13 protein-coding genes are annotated in these 17095 nt (G+C 65.5%); 6 read left to right on the top strand and 7 right to left on the bottom strand.

All coding sequences use genetic code 11. The features are described from left to right. Positions 1 to 56 precede the first annotated feature (56 nt). The 4 genes from QRN11_RS17830 to QRN11_RS17815 are packed head-to-tail and all read right to left on the bottom strand — an operon-like array spanning position 57 to position 3489. Positions 57 to 560 carry a GNAT family N-acetyltransferase gene (locus QRN11_RS17830; RefSeq protein WP_285313854.1) on the bottom strand — a complete coding sequence of 168 codons (504 nt, stop codon included), beginning with the start codon at positions 558 to 560 and terminating at the stop codon, positions 57 to 59. Beyond that, on the bottom strand, positions 544 to 1245 hold the full coding sequence (locus QRN11_RS17825) for an IMPACT family protein (RefSeq protein ID WP_285313853.1): 702 nt from the start codon (positions 1243 to 1245) through the stop codon (positions 544 to 546). Before QRN11_RS17825 ends, QRN11_RS17830 begins: the two co-directional genes overlap by 17 nt. 40 nt (positions 1246 to 1285) lie before the next feature. Further along, entirely contained in the window at positions 1286 to 2554 is a 1269-nt protein-coding gene (locus QRN11_RS17820) for an ABC transporter permease (protein ID WP_285313852.1), read from the bottom strand. A gap of 2 nt (positions 2555 to 2556) precedes the next feature. Further along, positions 2557 to 3489 carry an ABC transporter ATP-binding protein gene (locus tag QRN11_RS17815; RefSeq protein ID WP_285313851.1) on the bottom strand — a complete coding sequence of 311 codons (933 nt, stop codon included), beginning with the start codon at positions 3487 to 3489 and terminating at the stop codon, positions 2557 to 2559. A 48-nt stretch (positions 3490 to 3537) separates the two neighbouring features. On the opposite strand from QRN11_RS17815, the gene coaE reads away from it, so the two are divergent. The 4 genes from coaE to QRN11_RS17795 all read left to right on the top strand — a co-directional run bounded on the left by coaE (position 3538) and on the right by QRN11_RS17795 (position 9686). Then, positions 3538 to 4758, top strand: coding sequence for a dephospho-CoA kinase (coaE, locus tag QRN11_RS17810; RefSeq protein WP_285313850.1), 1221 nt, complete (start codon positions 3538 to 3540; stop codon positions 4756 to 4758). 122 nt (positions 4759 to 4880) lie between these two features. Then, positions 4881 to 6977 carry an excinuclease ABC subunit UvrB gene (uvrB, locus tag QRN11_RS17805; protein ID WP_142063633.1) on the top strand — a complete coding sequence of 699 codons (2097 nt, stop codon included), beginning with the start codon at positions 4881 to 4883 and terminating at the stop codon, positions 6975 to 6977. A 203-nt stretch (positions 6978 to 7180) separates the two neighbouring features. After that, positions 7181 to 8209, top strand: a complete 1029-nt coding sequence (locus tag QRN11_RS17800) for a TerC family protein (RefSeq protein WP_142063630.1) — start codon at positions 7181 to 7183, stop codon at positions 8207 to 8209. 106 nt (positions 8210 to 8315) lie between these two features. Then, positions 8316 to 9686 (top strand): MFS transporter, encoded by a 1371-nt coding sequence (locus QRN11_RS17795; RefSeq protein ID WP_285313849.1) that lies wholly within the window; start codon positions 8316 to 8318, stop codon positions 9684 to 9686. A 23-nt stretch (positions 9687 to 9709) separates the two neighbouring features. Here the strand turns inward: QRN11_RS17795 and QRN11_RS17790 are convergent, their stop codons facing one another. The 3 genes from QRN11_RS17790 to QRN11_RS17780 all read right to left on the bottom strand — a co-directional run bounded on the left by QRN11_RS17790 (position 9710) and on the right by QRN11_RS17780 (position 14248). Further along, positions 9710 to 11083 (bottom strand): alpha/beta fold hydrolase, encoded by a 1374-nt coding sequence (locus QRN11_RS17790; protein ID WP_285313848.1) that lies wholly within the window; start codon positions 11081 to 11083, stop codon positions 9710 to 9712. A 5-nt stretch (positions 11084 to 11088) separates the two neighbouring features. Further along, positions 11089 to 11589, bottom strand: coding sequence for a GNAT family N-acetyltransferase (locus QRN11_RS17785; RefSeq protein WP_285313847.1), 501 nt, complete (start codon positions 11587 to 11589; stop codon positions 11089 to 11091). Between the two features lie 112 nt (positions 11590 to 11701). Then, positions 11702 to 14248 carry a DEAD/DEAH box helicase gene (locus tag QRN11_RS17780; RefSeq protein ID WP_285313846.1) on the bottom strand — a complete coding sequence of 849 codons (2547 nt, stop codon included), beginning with the start codon at positions 14246 to 14248 and terminating at the stop codon, positions 11702 to 11704. 93 nt (positions 14249 to 14341) lie between these two features. Between QRN11_RS17780 and QRN11_RS17775 the strand changes: the two genes are divergently transcribed. Both QRN11_RS17775 and QRN11_RS17770 read left to right on the top strand, forming a co-directional pair. Next, a complete protein-coding gene (locus tag QRN11_RS17775) occupies positions 14342 to 15118 on the top strand; it encodes a trans-aconitate 2-methyltransferase (RefSeq protein ID WP_285313845.1) in 777 nt (258 codons plus the stop codon). A gap of 166 nt (positions 15119 to 15284) precedes the next feature. Continuing rightward, a complete protein-coding gene (locus QRN11_RS17770; protein WP_285314022.1) occupies positions 15285 to 17042 on the top strand; it encodes an ABC transporter ATP-binding protein in 1758 nt (585 codons plus the stop codon). Positions 17043 to 17095: the final 53 nt, after the last annotated feature.

The raw sequence follows: 17095 nt of genomic DNA, 5'->3' as shown, positions 1-17095 counted from the left end.
GTGCGGGGGAGCCAAATGCGTAACTTTTGCTTGTCGCGGGGTGGGGTATTGCCTCCCTAAAGGACGACGACGCCGCGCACCGTTCCGTCGTCGTCCGGAGTCAGCGTTGCCCCCGCCGCCGCCAGGAGACGCTGCGCGCCAGCGTTTCCGGCCAGGGTGCGGGCGGTCACTTCCACCAAACCCGCCCGGCGCGCTTCGTCCAGGACCAGGTGGAGTGCGGCACTTCCGATGCCACGGGACCGGAAGCTCCTGCCGAGCCAGATCCCCGTTTCCGCGCTTTTCCTGCCATTGCCGGTATCCATGCGCTTAAGCCGGATGGAACCGGCGGGGCTGCCGCCGGCGAGGATGGCCCAGGTCTTTTCGCCGGCTTCCCCGTCCAGGCCCTGTGCGGCGGCCCGGTGGTAGCTGAAGAACCATGCTGTCCTTTCCAGGTTCCAGCCCGGTCCGCCCAGCGGGGGAGCCACCTCGTCCGGGGAGGCGTCGCGCTTGGCCAGGTCCAAGAGTTGGTCCAAGACCGCTTCGTCCACGTCCGCCAGGGACACGTCAGGAGAGCGGGACATCCACCCACTCCGTTCCCTCCGGGATGAGGATGGCGCTGCCGGCGGTCAACAATTGCAGGCGTTCCGCGGCGCCGGCGATGGTTCCTGCGTCATCCGGAACGGCCACGCGCAGGACCGTGTGCCGGGCCGCGTAGCTTGTTTCGGCCATCACAAAGCCGGCGGCGCGGAGGTCGTTTTCCAGCCGGCCGGCAGCAGTGTGCGGCACCTCGGCTGCGCAGATCCGCAGCCGGCTCCGCCGCACCATGGGCACCAGCGACAGCGCCGAGGAAACCGACTCCGAGTACGCGCGGACCAGGCCGCCCGCCCCCAGCAGCACGCCGCCGAAGTAGCGTACGACGACGGCACTGACGTCGCTGAGGTCGGCCACCCCGGGTGCCGTTTCCCTTTTGGCCAGCGCCTCAAGCATGGGGATGCCTGCCGTCCCCGACGGCTCTCCGTCGTCATTGGAACGTTGGATATCCCGGTCCGGGCCAATAATGAAGGCCGAGCAGTGGTGCCGGGCATCGTGGAATTCGCGGCGGAGGCCGGCCACCAGGTCCCGTGCTGCTTCTTCGGTGCCGGCCCGGCGCAGGACAGTGATGAACCGGGACCGTTTGATCTCGATCTCGTGGCGGAAATCCGGGCCCGGAGCCAGTGTGGTGTAGGCCGCAGCCCTGCTCAGCCCTGTATCCACTGCTTCTGCCACCGCCCCAGTCTAGTCCCGGGGCATGGGCCGGTCAGCCGGGTTACGAGCCAGCCATTTCACGGCGGCCGCGCCGGAGCGTCTTCGTCAGGGACAGCTTGCCGGTGTACTGGATGGAGCCGTAACGGAACAGGTGGACGGAAAAACGCAGCATCAGGATTCCGACGATGAACAGTTCGGCGATGACTATGATCGACTCGACTGGACCCAAGGTGCCAAAACCGTTGCGGAGCATCGCGGTGACCGGAGCCGACAACGGAAAGTATGTGAAGGCCTGGACGATCGGGGAGGTGGGGTCGCTCAGTATCAGGCTGATCGCGTAGAACGGCACAAAGATCAGGGCCATCAGCGGGCCGAAGACCACACCGGCTTCCTTGGCGTTGGGCATCACAGCGCCGATGGCGCCCAGGACGGCCGTGAACAGCAGGAAGCCGCCCAGCAGCAGCAGGGCTCCCACCAGCAGCGGTCCGGGTTCGAAGACCACATCGGAGAGGTCCACATCGGGCAGGGAGAGCCGGTCCCGGAAGAACACAAAGCCGATGATGATGGGCGCCAGGAACACCGAAATCTGCACGAGCCCCACCAGGAGCAGGGAGATGATCTTGCCCATGATGAGTGTGGTCGGGTTCAGGGTGGTGAGGATCATCTCCGTGACCCGGTTTTCCTTCTCCTCAAGGGTGCTGTTCAGCATCTGGTTGGAGAGCAGGATCACCATGACATAGAAGAGGACCAGGAACATCAGCGGCGGGACGGCAGCGCCAAAGCCTCCCGACGCCGCGCCGCCCCGGTAGGTCTCGGTATCCACCCGGACGTTCCCGCTTGCGGCCGCTGTGAGCTGTGGCGAGCCGATGTCCGCCTGCGCGGCGACCATCAGCAGTTGCTTTGCCACGGCTTCGTACGTTCCGTTGGCAAACACGCCGCGATCCGCACCGTAGACCTTTACCGGCTCCGCGGCAGGGTCGGCGGGATAGGCGAAGTACGCGTCAACCCGGCCTGACTTCACGTCCGCCACGGCCTGGGCCGGATCTGCCGCCCTGGCTCCACCTGCCGCCTGCGCCGCCGGTTCGGGGATGATGCCCGAGCCGTCCGTGTACACAAACGCCAGGGCGGCGTTCTTCTGGGCGTCGGCACTGGCGCTGGTGGAGCTGTTGCTGACGAAAATCAGGGCGAAGACGATCGCCGTGACCAGGGGAATGGCGAGTGTAGCGATCCAGAAGCGCGGTTTCTTGGTGGTCCGGAAGAACTCAAAGCCCACCACGGTGCCAAGGTTGTGCCAGCGGAGCGGGGAACGTTGTGCAGGTGCTGTGCCCATGGTCAGGCCTCCACGGTCTGGTGCTGTTCACCGTAGACCCGGATGAAGATCTCTTCCAGGGAAACACGGGCAGTGGTGAAGCTGGTGATGGCGGCGCCGCTGGTGACGAGCTCCCGCAGTACGGCAGCCTGGTCTGCGCCCGGGCGCGGAGCGAGTTCAGCGTACCCGCCGGTGTTCCGCACGACGTCGTACAGGGCCGACGGCGGAAGGACGCCGTCGTAGCCCACGCGGTAGACCGTGCCGCCGAACTGTTTCTGCACGTCGGTCACCGTGCCGTAGGCGCGCGACGTGCCGTCCTTAAGCAGGATCACCCGGTCGCAGAGCCGTTCCACTTCCTCCATTTGGTGCGTCACCATAATGACGGTGGCGCCAGCGAGCTTCTGTTCTTCGATGATGTCCATCAGCAGCCGCCGGTTCACGGGGTCGAAGCCCTTGGTGGGCTCGTCCAGGATGAGCAGCTCGGGATCGTTCATGATGGTGACGCCGAGCTGGATCTTCTGCTGCTGCCCGCCGGAGAGTTTATCCAGGTTGGCTGTTGCCTTGTCAGCGAGCTGGACGCGTTCCAGGTAGTCGAGCGACCACGCCCGTGCCTGTGCCTTGCCCAGTCCCTTGAGCCGGCCGAAGTAGACCATCACGTCCAGGACCGGTTCTTTTTTATAGAGGCCGCGTTCCTCCGGCAGGTAGCCCAGCCGTGCGCCGTCCTTCGGTTCAAAGGACTTCCCGCCAATGTGCAGGGTCCCGGCAGTGGGCTGGTAAATCCCCAGCAGGGCCCGCAGCGTGGTGGTTTTCCCCGACCCGTTGCTGCCAAGGAACCCGAAGGTCTCACCGGCGTCGACATCGAAGGACAGGTCCTTGATGACAGTATGATCACCAAAATCCATCCGGAAATCTTCGATATGAACCAGCGGCTCCCTGGCCGCACCCCCTGCAGTCATGACTTCACCCTACCGTCCCTTGGGGTGCAGTCCGTCTAGGGTGGGAGGGTGCTGAAAATCGGGTTGACAGGCGGAATCGCATCCGGGAAGTCAGTGGCCGCATCGCGCCTTAGGGAGCGCGGGGCAGTGCTGGTGGATGCTGATGCGCTGGCGAGGGAAGTGGTGGAGCCCGGCACCGAAGGCCTCGAACGCATTGTCGCCGAGTTCGGCGTCGGGATGCTCGACGGCGGCGGGCGCCTCAACCGGGCCAGGCTCGGCGAGGCGGTGTTCGGCAGCCCGGAGCGCCTGGCGCTCCTGAACGGGATCGTCCATCCGCTGGTGCGGTCCCGTGCTGCGGCCATTGTGGCAGAGGCGGGGGAGGGGTCAGTGGTGGTGCAGGATATTCCGCTCCTCGTGGAGACCGGGCAGGGCGGAGACTTCCATCTCGTGGTGGTGGTGGATGCGTCGGAGGACATCAGGCTGCAGCGGATGCTGGCGCACCGTGGCATGACCTCCGAGGCCGCCCGGGCCCGCATGGCAGCCCAGGCAAGCCGGGAGGAAAGGCTGGATGCTGCCGACGTGGTCCTGCACAACTCCGGCAGCGTGCAGGACCTTCTGGACCAGGTGGACCGGCTCTGGGACTCCCGGCTGGAGCCGTTCGCCCGCAACCTTGCCGCAGGAGTGCGGGCCAAACGGCATGGAGGGCCGGTCCTGGTGCCCGCGGACCCGCTGTGGGCGCAGCAGGCGCAGCGGCTGATGAACAGGATCGCCAAGGCCCTTCCCGTGGAGCAGCGGGACGCGGCGCGGCTGGATCACATCGGGTCCACCTCGGTTCCCGGCCTGGACGCCAAGGACGTCATTGATCTGCAGCTGACCGTGCCGGACATTCATGCCGCCGACGCCCTTGCTCCTGAGCTGGCGGCCGCAGGGTTCCCCGTGGTTCGCGGCATCAAGGCCGACACCCCGAAACCCAGCCGCCCGCACCGGGAAGACTGGCAAAAGCGCTTCCACGCCAACGCCGACCCCGGGCGGGACGTGAACCTCCACATCCGGGCCGAAGGCTCCGCCGGCTGGCGCTTTGCCCTGTGCTTCCGGGACTGGCTCCGCGCTGAGCCGGCAGCCGCCGCGGAATACCTTGCGGCGAAGCGCACGCTGGCAGCCGCCCACTCCGGTGACCGGTCCACAGCAGGCTACGCGGAGGCAAAGGAAGAGTGGTTCAACTCGGTCGAAGAAGCCCTGGAACGGTGGGCCAAAAGCTCCCGCTGGCAGCCGCCGTCGTCCGGCTCCTAGCCTGCCTGGAACCGTACCCGCCCGCCGTCGTACACGTCCCGAGGCCGGCCTGCAAACCGGCGCTTGTTCGCCCGTAACGGACTGGCCCTTCCAGTGTCGGTGCCCGGTTGTAGATTAGATCCATGAGCCTTGCGCAGGAGATCAACCGGGTTGTGGCGCCCTTTGAAGTCATCAGCGAATTCAAGCCTGCCGGCGACCAGCCCGCCGCCATCGCGGAGCTGACGGAGCGCATCAATAACGGTGAGAAGGACGTGGTGCTGCTTGGCGCCACCGGTACCGGCAAGAGTGCCACCACAGCCTGGCTGATCGAGCAGGTCCAGCGGCCCACCCTGGTGATGGTGCAGAACAAGACCCTCGCCGCGCAGCTGGCCAACGAGTTCCGGGAGCTGCTGCCCAACAACGCGGTGGAGTACTTCGTCTCCTACTACGACTACTACCAGCCCGAAGCCTACGTTCCGCAGACGGACACCTTCATCGAGAAGGACTCCTCCATCAATGAGGAAGTGGAGCGGCTTCGCCACTCAGCGACGAACGCCCTCCTGACCCGCCGCGATGTCATTGTGGTGGCCACGGTGTCCTGCATCTATGGCCTCGGCACGCCCGAAGAGTACATCGCGGGGATGGTGACCCTCCGCAGGGGGCAGGAAATGAACCGGGACGCGCTGCTGCGCAAGTTCGTGTCCATGCAATACGCCCGCAACGACATGGACTTCCACCGCGGTACGTTCCGGGTGCGCGGAGATACCGTCGAGATCATCCCCATGTACGAGGAACTCGCCCTGCGGATCGAGTTCTTCGGCGACGAAGTGGAGAACATCTACACCCTGCACCCCGTCACGGGCGAGGTCATCCGCGAAGAGACCGAGATGTACGTCTTCCCCGCCTCGCACTATGTGGCCGGACCCGAGCGGATGACCCGCGCCATCAAGTCCATCGAGGACGAACTGGCCAGCCGGCTGGCAGTGCTGGAGGGGCAGAACAAGCTCGTGGAGGCGCAACGCCTGCGGATGCGCACCACGTATGACCTGGAAATGATGCAGCAGATGGGCTTCTGCAACGGCATCGAGAACTACTCCCGGCACATCGACGGGCGGGCCGGCGGCACGGCCCCCCACTGCCTCATCGACTACTTCCCGGACGACTTCCTGCTGGTGGTGGACGAATCCCACGTGACCATCCCGCAGATCGGGGCCATGTACGAAGGGGACATGTCGCGCAAGCGCACCCTGGTGGACCACGGCTTCCGGCTGCCTTCAGCAATGGACAACCGGCCGCTGAAATGGGACGAGTTCCTGGAGCGCATCGGCCAGACGGTCTACCTTTCAGCCACTCCGGGCAAGTACGAACTGGGCAAGGCCGACGGCTACGTCCAGCAGATCATCCGCCCCACAGGCCTGATCGATCCCGAGGTCATCGTCAAACCCACCAAGGGCCAGATCGACGATCTCCTGGGCGAAATCAGGACCAGGGTGGAGAAGGACGAACGCGTCCTGGTCACCACGCTGACCAAGCGCATGGCCGAGGACCTCACGGATTACCTCCTGGGCCACGGCATCAAGGTGGAATACCTGCACTCCGACGTCGATACGCTGCGGCGGGTGGAGCTGCTGCGTGAACTGCGGCTGGGCAGCTTCGACGTGCTCGTGGGCATCAACCTGCTCCGTGAAGGCCTTGACCTGCCTGAAGTCTCGCTGGTCAGCATCCTGGACGCGGACAAGGAAGGGTTCCTCCGGTCCTCCACGTCCCTGATCCAGACCATCGGCCGCGCGGCCCGCAACGTGTCCGGCCAGGTCCACATGTACGCCGACCGGATCACCGATTCCATGGCCAACGCCATTGACGAAACCAACCGGCGCCGCGCCATCCAGGTGGCCTACAACAAAGAGAACGGCGTGGACCCGCAGCCGCTGCGGAAAAAGATCGCCGACATCACCGACCAGCTGGCCCGGGAAGACGCGGACACCCAGGAACTGCTCAACAACAACCGCCTGGCCAAGGGCGGCAAGCGCAAGGCCGCAGCCAAGGGTGCCGCCCAGGTGCGTTCCGACGGGCTCGCCGCGGCTCCCGCCGAGGATCTCGTGGGCCTCATCGAGCAACTCACCGAGCAGATGCACGGGGCGGCAGCAGAGCTGCAGTTCGAGGTGGCGGCACGCATCAGGGACGAAGTCAGCGAGCTGAAGAAGGAACTGCGCCAGATGCAGGCCGCCGGACACGCCTGACGCAAAACACGCGCTCGAAGGCGGCCGGCAGCGGCCTGGGGTACAGTTAACGTCACGTAGGGGAGTATCCCAAGCGCTACGATCGTCAACACGCAGGGCATGGTTGCCCCGCCGGGCGTAGCGGGCCGCCACTTCAGCACCAAGTGCACAGGCAGGCCGGAGAGACTTACAACGCATCTCTGTACCCTGCGAAAGGCTACCCTGTGCTCGATTTGCCCATCTGGTTTGAGGTCGGCTCCTTTGTCGTCCTCGGCCTGATCCTCCTGACCGACCTCCTCCTGGTGGTCCGCCGCCCGCACGAACCCTCCATGAAGGAAGCCGGTTTGTGGGTGGCGTTCTACGTCACTCTGGCCCTGGTGTTCGCCGGCGCCATGTTCGCGTTCACGGGCCCGGAATACGGCGGCCAGTTCGTCGCCGGCTGGGTCACTGAATACAGCCTCAGCATCGACAACCTGTTTGTCTTCATCATCATCATGGCCAGGTTCTCGGTGCCCCGGAAGTACCAGCAGGAAGTGCTGATGGTGGGCATCATCATCGCCCTGATCCTGCGCGGCATCTTCATCCTGCTCGGCGCCATCGTGATCGAACAGTTCAGCTGGGTGTTCTACATCTTCGGTGCCTTCCTCCTCTGGACCGCCTGGAAGCAGGCCCAGGATGAAGGCGAAGACGAAGAGGACCGGGAAAACCCGCTCATCGCGAAGATCCGCAAGATCATTCCGATGTCGGAGAAGTACGACGGCGGCAAGCTCCGCACCGTGGTGAACGGCAAGAAGGTCTTCACCCCCATGGTTATCGTGTTCATCACGATCGGCATGACCGACCTGCTCTTCGCCGTCGACTCCATCCCTGCCATCTTCGGACTTACCCAGAGCCCCTTCATTGTGTTCACGGCAAACCTCTTCGCGCTGATGGGCCTGCGTCAGCTGTACTTCCTGCTGGGCGGCCTCATGAACCGCCTGATCTACCTGAAGCACGCGCTGTCCTTCATCCTGGCGTTCATTGGCGTCAAGCTGGTGCTGCACGCGATGCACGTGAACGAGCTTCCGTTCATCAACGGTGGCAAGCACATCGAGTGGGCTCCTGAGATCCCCACTTTTGTGTCCCTGGCAGTCATCGTTGGTACCATCCTGATCGCCGTGGTGGCCAGCCTCCTCAGCTCCAAGGCCAAGGAAGCCCACATGGATCCGCGGCTCGAGGAAGACGCCCGGAAGAGCCATAGCGACATCGACTAGTTCCACTCTGCAACTGCGAGGACACGTAATCCCGGCCGCCCCGCGGCCGGGATTACGTGCTTAAAAAACACTCCAAGACGCACGCGCCGAGGTCTATGCTCGGATCATGGCCGGCACTTTGATGACCGAAAGCGGAGTGCGCCAGGTGCAGCGGCGCACCGTGGTGCTGCTGAGTGCAGCCCAGGTGTTCGGCGGGATTGGTACCGGGGCCACTGTGTCCATCGGGTCCATCCTTGCCGTCGAACTCTCCGGATCCAGTGCGTGGGCTGGCGCCGTCGCTACCGTCATGACTCTCGGCGCCGCACTGGCTGCCTTGCCGCTGGCCGCGCTGGCTGACCGGCGGGGACGCCGCATCGGCCAGGTGGCGGGGCTGTCGGCCGCCATGGCCGGCGCGCTGCTGATGGTCCTGTCGGTGGTCACTGGCCTCTTCTTCCTGCTCATCCTGGGCGCAGCCGGGATCGGGATAGGCACCGCTGCGAGCCTGCAGGCGCGCTTCGCCGCCGTCGACCTCGCGGACGCCGAACACCGCGGCCGGGCACTGTCCGCCGTCGTGTGGGCCGTAACCGTCGGAGCCGTCACCGGACCCAACCTGATCCAGCCCGGGGCCGTGGTGGGCCAGGCCCTTGGCCTCCCGCCTGTCGCGGGTCCCTTTGTGATCTCGGCCGCCGGACTCCTGCTCGCCGTCGTCCTGCTCTTTTTTGGCCTTCGGCCTGACCCCCTGCTGCTGGCCCGGGAACTCGCCGCCGTGCCATCACTGAACCAGTCCGCCGGCCAGCCGGCAGCCAACCCTGCCGGCCGCCCCGTCAACCAGCCGGCAGCCCTGCAGGCCCGGGCACCCGGGTCACTGGTTCGCGGGATGCGGGCCATCCGCGCATCCCGGGCAGCCCTGCTGGCGCTGGCCGCCCTGGTGGGAGCGCATGGGGTGATGGTGGGCGTGATGTCCATGACGCCGCTTCATCTGCAGGAACTCCTGGCCGGCCCTGGCCACTCCGGCCATGCTGCCACGGGCGACGTCCTGGTGATCATCGGCTTCACCATTTCCCTGCATATTGCCGGGATGTTCGCGCTGTCGCCCGTGATGGGGTGGCTGACAGACAAGGCCGGCAGGCCTGAGACCATCATGATCGGCTTTGCGACAATGATCACGGCCGTCGCCGTTGCCGGATTCGGCGAGGACTCCACCACGGCGGTGGCGGTGGGGCTGGTCCTGTTGGGCGTGGGTTGGTCCGCGTCCACCATTTCCGGGTCAACCCTGCTTGCCGAGAGCGTTGGCCAGGAGTCACGTGTGGTGGTCCAGGGTGTTTCCGACATGCTGATGGGGGCCGCAGGTGCGGTGGGCGGTGCCGCGTCAGGCCTGGTCCTCAGCCAGGCCGGCTACCTGGGGCTGAACATGGCGGGTGCGGCAATAGGAGCCATGGTGCTCGGCGCGGCCATCCTGACACGGGCGGCGCGGCGGCGGGGGTCAGTGACTCCCTAACGCGCCCACCGGCCCGCGGCGTCTCAGCCCCGGACTCCGCGCACCATTCCCATCAATCGGTTGAAGATGCCCTCACCGTCGTCGGCTATCCCATCATGGTGGAAGTCCGGCGTTTCCCAGACCTGCAGCCCGCGGACCGCCGCGGCAGTCCTTAGGGAGAGGTTGCGGTCCACATAGATGTCGTCCGAGTAAACGGCGGCCGCGACAGGCACGGTATTGGCTGCCAGCCGGCCGGCATCGTACAGCGGCTTCCAGTCCGGCTTGGCCGCCAGCAGTCCGGCGACTTCGCGCAGCGGGCGCAGGGCAGGATCCTGGTCGAAGTACCACGGATAGACCATTTCGCCGGTGAGCAGCAGCGGGTCCGCATCCGGCCGGAATTCCGGGAACTCGCGCAGTATCCGCCACGCCGACCAGTGCGTGGCTTCGCCCTGCCCGTAGATGGACTCGTGCATGAGGGCATAGAGCGGGTTGGAGCGGCGCGAGACGATGCCCTGTACCTGCTCCAGGAAAGAATCCGTTAGCCGGGCTCCGCCGGAAGAGCCTGCGAACGCATCCTCCAGCAGGTAGTGGAGGCTGTCCACCCGGGTGTTGCCGCCCAGGAAGGCGCCCACCATCTGGAAGCGCTCTACGGTGAGCGTGCTGCCGTCGGGCAGGAGTTCCTGGACGGTCCGCAAGTGCTGCGCAATCCTGTCAACCGTGGCCCGGTCCTCCGGGTACCACGTGAAGTACTCCGCGTTCCGGGCCGCCACCCGCTTGAACGTCGCCCGGTACACATCGTCAGCCGGACCCGCGAGCGGAGCGAGGCCGCCGGTGATCAATGCCTGCTGCAGCCCCTCCGGGGCAAAGGAGAGGTAGGTGAGCGCGCAAAAGCCGCCGTAGCTCTGCCCATAGACGGTCCAGGGCGGTGAGCCCAGGGCAGCGCGGATCAGTTCGGCGTCGGCAACAATGGAGTCCGCGCGGAAATTTTCCAGGTAGGCGGCCTGTTCCAGCGCGGACCCCCGGAGCGGCAGCGTGTTCCGGTCCAGGGGAGTGGACAGCCCGGTGCCCCGCTGGTCCAGCATCAGGATGCGGAAGTCCTTGCCGGCGGCCTTGCTCCAGCCGCCCAGGGAACCGAACCTGTTGCCGCGGCCGCCCGGACCGCCCTGCAGGAACAACAGCCACGGCAGGCGCGCTGCTTCTTCCATGGTGTGGGCAGCCGAAACGTACTCACGGGCGAAGACGGTAATCGTTTCCGAGCTGCCGGAGGAGCCGAAATGGTCCAGGGGCACGGTGAAGTAGTGCTCGACGGTGCGCAGGCCGCGGAACTCGTGCCGGGCCCTGATCTCGTGCCGGACGTTACTGGTCCCGGAGCTCAAATGTCCGAAGGCGGGGCGTCCTGCCACGCGTGCCTCAGTCATGGCCGCTAGCCGTTGGCGGTGGCGGGAACAGCGCTGCCGAACTGCTCCAGCGCCTCGCCGGTGAGCCGGAAGGTGGACCAGCCATCCATGGGCCGGGCACCCAACCGCCGGTAGAAGTTGATGGAGGGCTCGTTCCAGTCCAGGACGCTCCACTCCACCCTTGCGTAGCCGTTCTCGACGGCGATGCCGGCCAGATGCTGCAGCAGCGCCTTGCCGTGCCCCTCGCCGCGGGCTTCCGGGCTGACGTAGAGGTCCTCCAGGTAGATCCCGTGCACACCTTCCCAGGTGGAGTAGTTCAGGAACCACAGGGCGAAACCGCGCACGTCCCCGTTGTCATTTTCCGCCATCGCGGCGAAGACCCTCGGGTTGTCGCCGAAGAGAACCTCTTGCAGCATCTCCGGAGTGTTCCGGACTGCGTCCGGTTCCTTCTCGTAGTGCGCCAGTTCGTGGATCATGCGGAGGATCGCGGGGACGTCGTGCGGGGCTGCAGGGCGGATTACACTCATTGTTCGAGCTTACCGCCGCCCCCGTGCCGGTGCAGTCAGCCCGTGCAGTCAGGAGCAGTGCCCGGCGCGGGCGGGCGCCCTGGAGAGGCGCCGGGCCGCACACTGTGGGCGGTCAGAGCCGGTTGACGTCCGTCACCCGGATCACCGCTGTCCCGGTTCCGTTCGATTCGTCCAGGTCCACTTCCGCGGAAATGCCCCAGTCGTGGTTGCCCGCCGGATCATCGAAGATCTGCCGGACCTTCCAGACGCCGGGCTCCTCGGTGATGATGAGCAGCCCGGGACCGCGGGCGTCAGGGCCGGTGCCGATGTCGTTGTGCTCGTCGAAGTAGTCGTCCAGGACGTCCTCCCAGCGGTCCGCATCCCAGCCGGCAGCGCCGTCGAGCCCGCCCAGCGCCGCGGCGTCTTCGTCCGCGAAGAGCTCTACCCGACGGAACATTTCGTTGCGCACCATGACCCGGAAGGCGCGGATATTGGACGTGAGCGACGGCGGGGGAGGCGGCGGTGCATCGTGCGGGGTGGGAGCTGCGCCAGAGGTCAGTTCCTCCCACTCGTCCAGCAGGCTTGAGTCGACCTGCCGGACCAGCTCGCCGAGCCAGGCAATGAGATCTTCCAGGTCATCGCGCAGCATGTCCTGCGGCACCGTCTGCCGCAGCGCCTTGAAGGCGTCCGCGAGGTACCGCAGCACAATCCCTTCCGAACGGGCCAGCCCATAGAACTGTACGAACTCGCCAAAGTTCATGGCACGTTCATACATGTCCCGCACCACGGACTTCGGCGCCAGTTCGAAGTCACCCACCCACGGGGCCGCTTTGCGGTACACCTCGAACGCTTCGCCCAGGATTTCAGCCAGCGGCTGCGGATACGTTACCTCGTCGAGCATCGCCATCCGCTGGTCGTACTCGATGCCGTCTGCCTTCATGGCCGCGATGGCCTCGCCGCGGGCTTTCTTCTGCTGCGCCGAGAGGATCTGCCGCGGCTTTTCGAGGGTTGCCTCGATCACGGACACCACGTCCAGGGCGTACGACGGCGACTCCGGATCAAGGAGCTCCAGCGCGGCGAGTGCGAAGGGGGACAGGGGCTGGTTGAGGGCAAAGTTGGGTTGCAGGTGGACGGTGAGGCGGACGGTGCGGCCGTCCGGCCCCTGCTGCCCGGCCGGAATCCGCTCCACCACTTCGGCGGCCAGCAGTTCGCGGTAGATCCCCAGGGCCTTCTTCATCAGCTGCAGCTGGGAGGACCTGGTTTCGTGGTTTTCCGTCAGGAGCCGCCGGGCCGCGGCGAATGGGTCCCCTGGCCGTTCCATCAGGTTCATCAGCATGGCATGTGTCACGGTGAAGCTGGAGGTCAATGGATCCGGCACCGATTCAACCAGCCGCTTGAACGTGGGTTCGCCCCAGGAGACAAAACCTTCCGGCGGCTTCTTTTTCACCACCTGCCGCAGCTTCCGCTGGTCGTCGCCGAACTTGGCGGTGGCCTTGGCCATCGCTTTAACGTTCTCGATGACATGTTCGGGAGCCTGTACCACTACCGTGCCCGCGGTGTCGTAGCCGGCCCGTCCGGCGCGGCCGGCGATCTGGTGGAACTCACGGGGGTTCAGCAGCCGGGTGCGAACGCCGTCGTACTTGCTCAGGGCGGTCAGGACCACGGTGCGGATGGGCACGTTAATGCCCACGCCCAGGGTGTCCGTGCCGCAGATGACTTTCAGCAGTCCGGCCTGGGCCAGCTGCTCCACCAGGCGGCGGTACTTGGGAAGCATTCCGGCGTGGTGCACGCCGATGCCATGGCGGACCAGCCGGTTGAGGGTCTTGCCGAAACCGGCGGCGAAGCGGAAGTTGGCGATCAGCTCGGCGATTTTGTCCTTCTCTTCGCGCGTGCACACGTTGATGCTCATCAGCGTCTGGGCGCGGTCTATCGCCTCGATCTGGCTGAAGTGCACTACGTAAACCGGAACCTGCCGGGTGGAGAGCAGCTCTTCCAGCGTCTCGTGCACGGGAGTCTCGTGATAGTAGTAATGCAGCGGAATGGGCCGTTCCGCCGAGCTCACCGTGGTGGTGGGACGCCCGGTCAGGTCCGTCAGGCCTTTTTCGAACCGGCTGACGTCGCCCAGCGTGGCGGACATCAGGAGGAACTGGGCCTGGGGGAGTTCCAGCAGGGGCACCTGCCAGGCCCAGCCGCGCTGCGGGTCCGAGTAGAAGTGGAACTCGTCCATGACCACGGATCCCAGTTCCGCGGCCGCGCCTTCCCGGAGGGCGGTGTTGGCCAGGATCTCGGCAGTGCAGCAGATGATGGGCGCGTCCTGGTTGACGCCCGAGTCGCCGGTAATCATCCCCACATTTTCGGCCCCGAAAATCTCGCACAGCGCAAAGAACTTTTCCGAGACAAGCGCCTTGATGGGCGCGGTGTAATAGCTGCGCCTGCCCTGGGCCATCGCCTGGAAGTGTGCGGCGATGGCCACCAGCGACTTTCCGGAGCCTGTCGGGGTAGCAAGGATTACGTTCGCGCCGGTAGCCAGCTCCATAATGGCCTCGTCCTGCGCGGGGTAGAGGTCCAGCCCCCGGCTCTGCGTCCATTCCAGGAACAGGGAGTACAGGGCATCAGGATCGGCGGCGGGCCCGGGCAGGTCCCGGGCGGAGACTTCGGGCAGCTGGTCAACGAGTTTCATTGTTTTCCAGCTTAGTGCCCCGGCGCGCCCGGAAATCCGTCCCGATCGGGTTAGGCTTCCCGGTACCTGCGGCACCCGAAAGTGGAGGAAAGCATGAAATGGGATCCGGCAAAGTACGTGCAGTTCGGCGACTACCGGGACCGCCCATTCTTTGACCTGACCGGCAGGGTCCACGCAGACCGGCCGGTGCAGGTGGTGGATCTGGGATGCGGACCGGGAAACCTCACCGCCACACTCGCCGAGCGCTGGCCCGCGGCCGACGTCGTAGGCCTGGACTCCTCGGCCGAGATGCTGGCCAAAGCCGCGGCGGTTGCGGACAGCACGCCGTCCCTGCGCTTTGAGCTGATGGATATCGCCGACTGGATTCCATCGGACCAAGCGGACGTGGTGGTGAGCAACGCTGCCCTGCAATGGGTACCCGGCCACCAGGACATGATGCGGAAGTGGCTGGCTGCGCTGCATCCGGGTTCCTGGTTTGCCATGCAGGTTCCAGGCAACTTCAACGCCCCTTCACATGCATTGATGCGCGGGCTGGCCGGCTCACCCCGCTGGGAACCAAAGCTGCGGGGAGTGCTGCGTGGAGGCGAGTCCGTAGGAGAGCCTGCGGAGTACCTGGGCATCCTGCTCGACGCCGGGTTCACGGCTGATGCGTGGGAGACCACCTACCAGCAGGTGCTTGCGGGCCCGGATCCTGTGCTGGAGTGGGTGCGGGGCACCGCGCTTCGGCCTGTCCTGGCAGTCCTGCCACCCGAAGACGGCGCAGAATTCGAAGCAGAATACGCCGCACTGCTGCGCGAAGCCTATCCGCCTGGTGTCCACGGCACAGTGTTTCCCTTCCGCCGGATCTTCGCGGTAGGGCGCAAGGTATAGCGGGTGAAAGTCCATTCGCTGGACGTTCTCCACAGGCTAGTCACGTGGCATGACAGAGAAAGTAAGTGATATGCCTTACAATTGCGGGGTTGGCTGAATTGGGGTGGCCGCCAGCCGCCCTGGCAGGCATCCCGATCACCGTGGAGGCGTGGTGCTGATCGCTCTGATGAGGCGGCTGCTGGACGGGTACAAAGCCCGGATCGCGGCCATCGTTCTCCTGCAACTGGTCCAGGCCGCAGCCAACCTCCTGCTGCCAACAGTGAATGCGGCAATCGTCGATGACGGCATCGTGGCAGGCAACACCGCAGTCATTTCGCGCCTGGGAATGGTGATGGCGGTGATCGCAGTCCTGCAGGCGGCCGCGGCCATAGCAGCCGGCTACCTGGCTGCTCTTGTCGCCATGAAGATGGGCCAACAGCTCCGCGGCGAGATTTTTGCCAAAATCCAGTCGCTGTCCTCCCAGGATGTTGCCGTCTTCGGAACCCAGAGCCTGACTACCCGCGCCACCAACGACACCCAGCAGATCCAGGCCTTCGCTGTACTGGTGTTCACCATGCTGGTGGCCGGGCCGGCGATGGGGGTGGGCGGAGTGGCCATGGCGCTGCAACAGGATGTGGCGTTGTCATCAGTGGTGATCGTTATCGTGCCCCTGCTCCTGCTGATCATGTATCTCATTGTCCGGCGGCTGATCCCGCTGTACCGCGACGGCCAGGAACTGCTGGACCGCGCGGGCGGCATCCTTCGGGAGCAGATCATCGGCGCCGCCGTGATCCGCTCCTTTGTCCGCCAGGACCATGAAATCCGGCGCTTCGCCCGGGTCAACAGCAGCCTCACCGCCAACAACCTTTCATCTGCGCTGCTGGTTGCAGGCATGCTCCCGCTGGTCATGCTCGTGGTGAACATCTCTTCAGTGGCCGTGGTGTGGTTCGGCGGGCACAGAATCCAGGCGGGCGAGATGAACATCGGCGCCCTGACGGCCTTCATCGCCTACATCCTGCAGATCCTGCTCGCCATCATGATGTCCATGTACGTCCTCATGACTGCCCCCCGCGCATCTGTCAGTGCCGAGCGGATCAGTGCGGTCCTGGATACGGAGCCATCAGTACGCCAACCAGAGAACCCCGAGTCCCTTTCCCCGCCGCTCCCGCAGCCGCTTCCCATGTCGACGGACCCGCTGCGTCCGGCCACACTGGAGTTCAGCCACGTTGGCTTCTCCTACCCGGGAGCCGAGGCTCCCGTCCTGACCGACATCAGCTTTACCGCCCGTCCGGGGACCATAACGGCAATCGTGGGTTCAACCGGCAGCGGAAAGTCCACCCTCCTCAACCTCATTCCGCGGTTCCTCGATTCCACGGCGGGACGCATCAGCCTGGGCGGGGTGGACATCAAGGCGGTGCCGCTGGACAGCCTGCGGGAATCCATGGCGGTTGTTCCACAGCGGTCCCATCTCTTCACGGGGACTATCGGCGACAACCTTCGAATGGCGAAACCGGACGCCACGGACGCGGAACTCTGGGAAGTCCTGGAGACCGCCCAGACCATGCGTTTTATGCGGGACCTGCCGCTGGGGCTTGCCACTCCGTTGGGCCAGGGCGGCACCAACCTTTCCGGCGGCCAGAGGCAGCGGTTGTGCATTGCCCGTGCGCTCCTGCGCACAGCTCCGCTGTACCTGTTCGATGACAGCTTCTCAGCACTGGACTACGACACCGATACCCGGCTCAGGCAGGCACTCCAGTCAACGTTGGCATCGGCCACAGTGATTGTTGTAGCGGAAAGGATTTCCGCTGTGGAAGGCGCCGGGCTCATCCTGGTGCTCGACGGCGGGCGGGTGGTAGCGCAGGGAACGCACCAGGAGTTGCTGGAGACATCCGAAACGTACCGGGAAATAGCGGAGTCTCAGCTTGCCCTGGATGGCCGGCAGTGACTGCGGAAGCCGCGGTACCGGCGGTCAGGTTCTGGCCCACCGCCCGCAGGCTC

Source organism: Pseudarthrobacter sp. fls2-241-R2A-168, assembly GCF_030209335.1.
Taxonomy (GTDB): Bacteria; Actinomycetota; Actinomycetes; order Actinomycetales; family Micrococcaceae; genus Arthrobacter.
Note: the sequence above shows the minus strand (reverse complement) of the source record. Positions and strands in the feature narration are given on the sequence as shown.

What these genes read in the sequence shown, in the direction of transcription:
- uvrB (WP_142063633.1), top strand. Translation starts at nt 4,881, where the DNA reads ATGAGCCTTGCGCAGGAGATCAACCGGGTTGTGGCGCCCTTTGAAGTC.
- QRN11_RS17775 (WP_285313845.1), top strand. Translation starts at nt 14,342, where the DNA reads ATGAAATGGGATCCGGCAAAGTACGTGCAGTTCGGCGACTACCGGGAC.
- QRN11_RS17770 (WP_285314022.1), top strand. Translation starts at nt 15,285, where the DNA reads ATGAGGCGGCTGCTGGACGGGTACAAAGCCCGGATCGCGGCCATCGTT.
- QRN11_RS17780 (WP_285313846.1), bottom strand. Translation starts at nt 14,248, where the DNA reads ATGAAACTCGTTGACCAGCTGCCCGAAGTCTCCGCCCGGGACCTGCCC.
- QRN11_RS17820 (WP_285313852.1), bottom strand. Translation starts at nt 2,554, where the DNA reads ATGGGCACAGCACCTGCACAACGTTCCCCGCTCCGCTGGCACAACCTT.
- QRN11_RS17795 (WP_285313849.1), top strand. Translation starts at nt 8,316, where the DNA reads ATGGCCGGCACTTTGATGACCGAAAGCGGAGTGCGCCAGGTGCAGCGG.
- QRN11_RS17790 (WP_285313848.1), bottom strand. Translation starts at nt 11,083, where the DNA reads ATGACTGAGGCACGCGTGGCAGGACGCCCCGCCTTCGGACATTTGAGC.
- QRN11_RS17785 (WP_285313847.1), bottom strand. Translation starts at nt 11,589, where the DNA reads ATGAGTGTAATCCGCCCTGCAGCCCCGCACGACGTCCCCGCGATCCTC.
- QRN11_RS17830 (WP_285313854.1), bottom strand. Translation starts at nt 560, where the DNA reads ATGTCCCGCTCTCCTGACGTGTCCCTGGCGGACGTGGACGAAGCGGTC.
- QRN11_RS17815 (WP_285313851.1), bottom strand. Translation starts at nt 3,489, where the DNA reads ATGACTGCAGGGGGTGCGGCCAGGGAGCCGCTGGTTCATATCGAAGAT.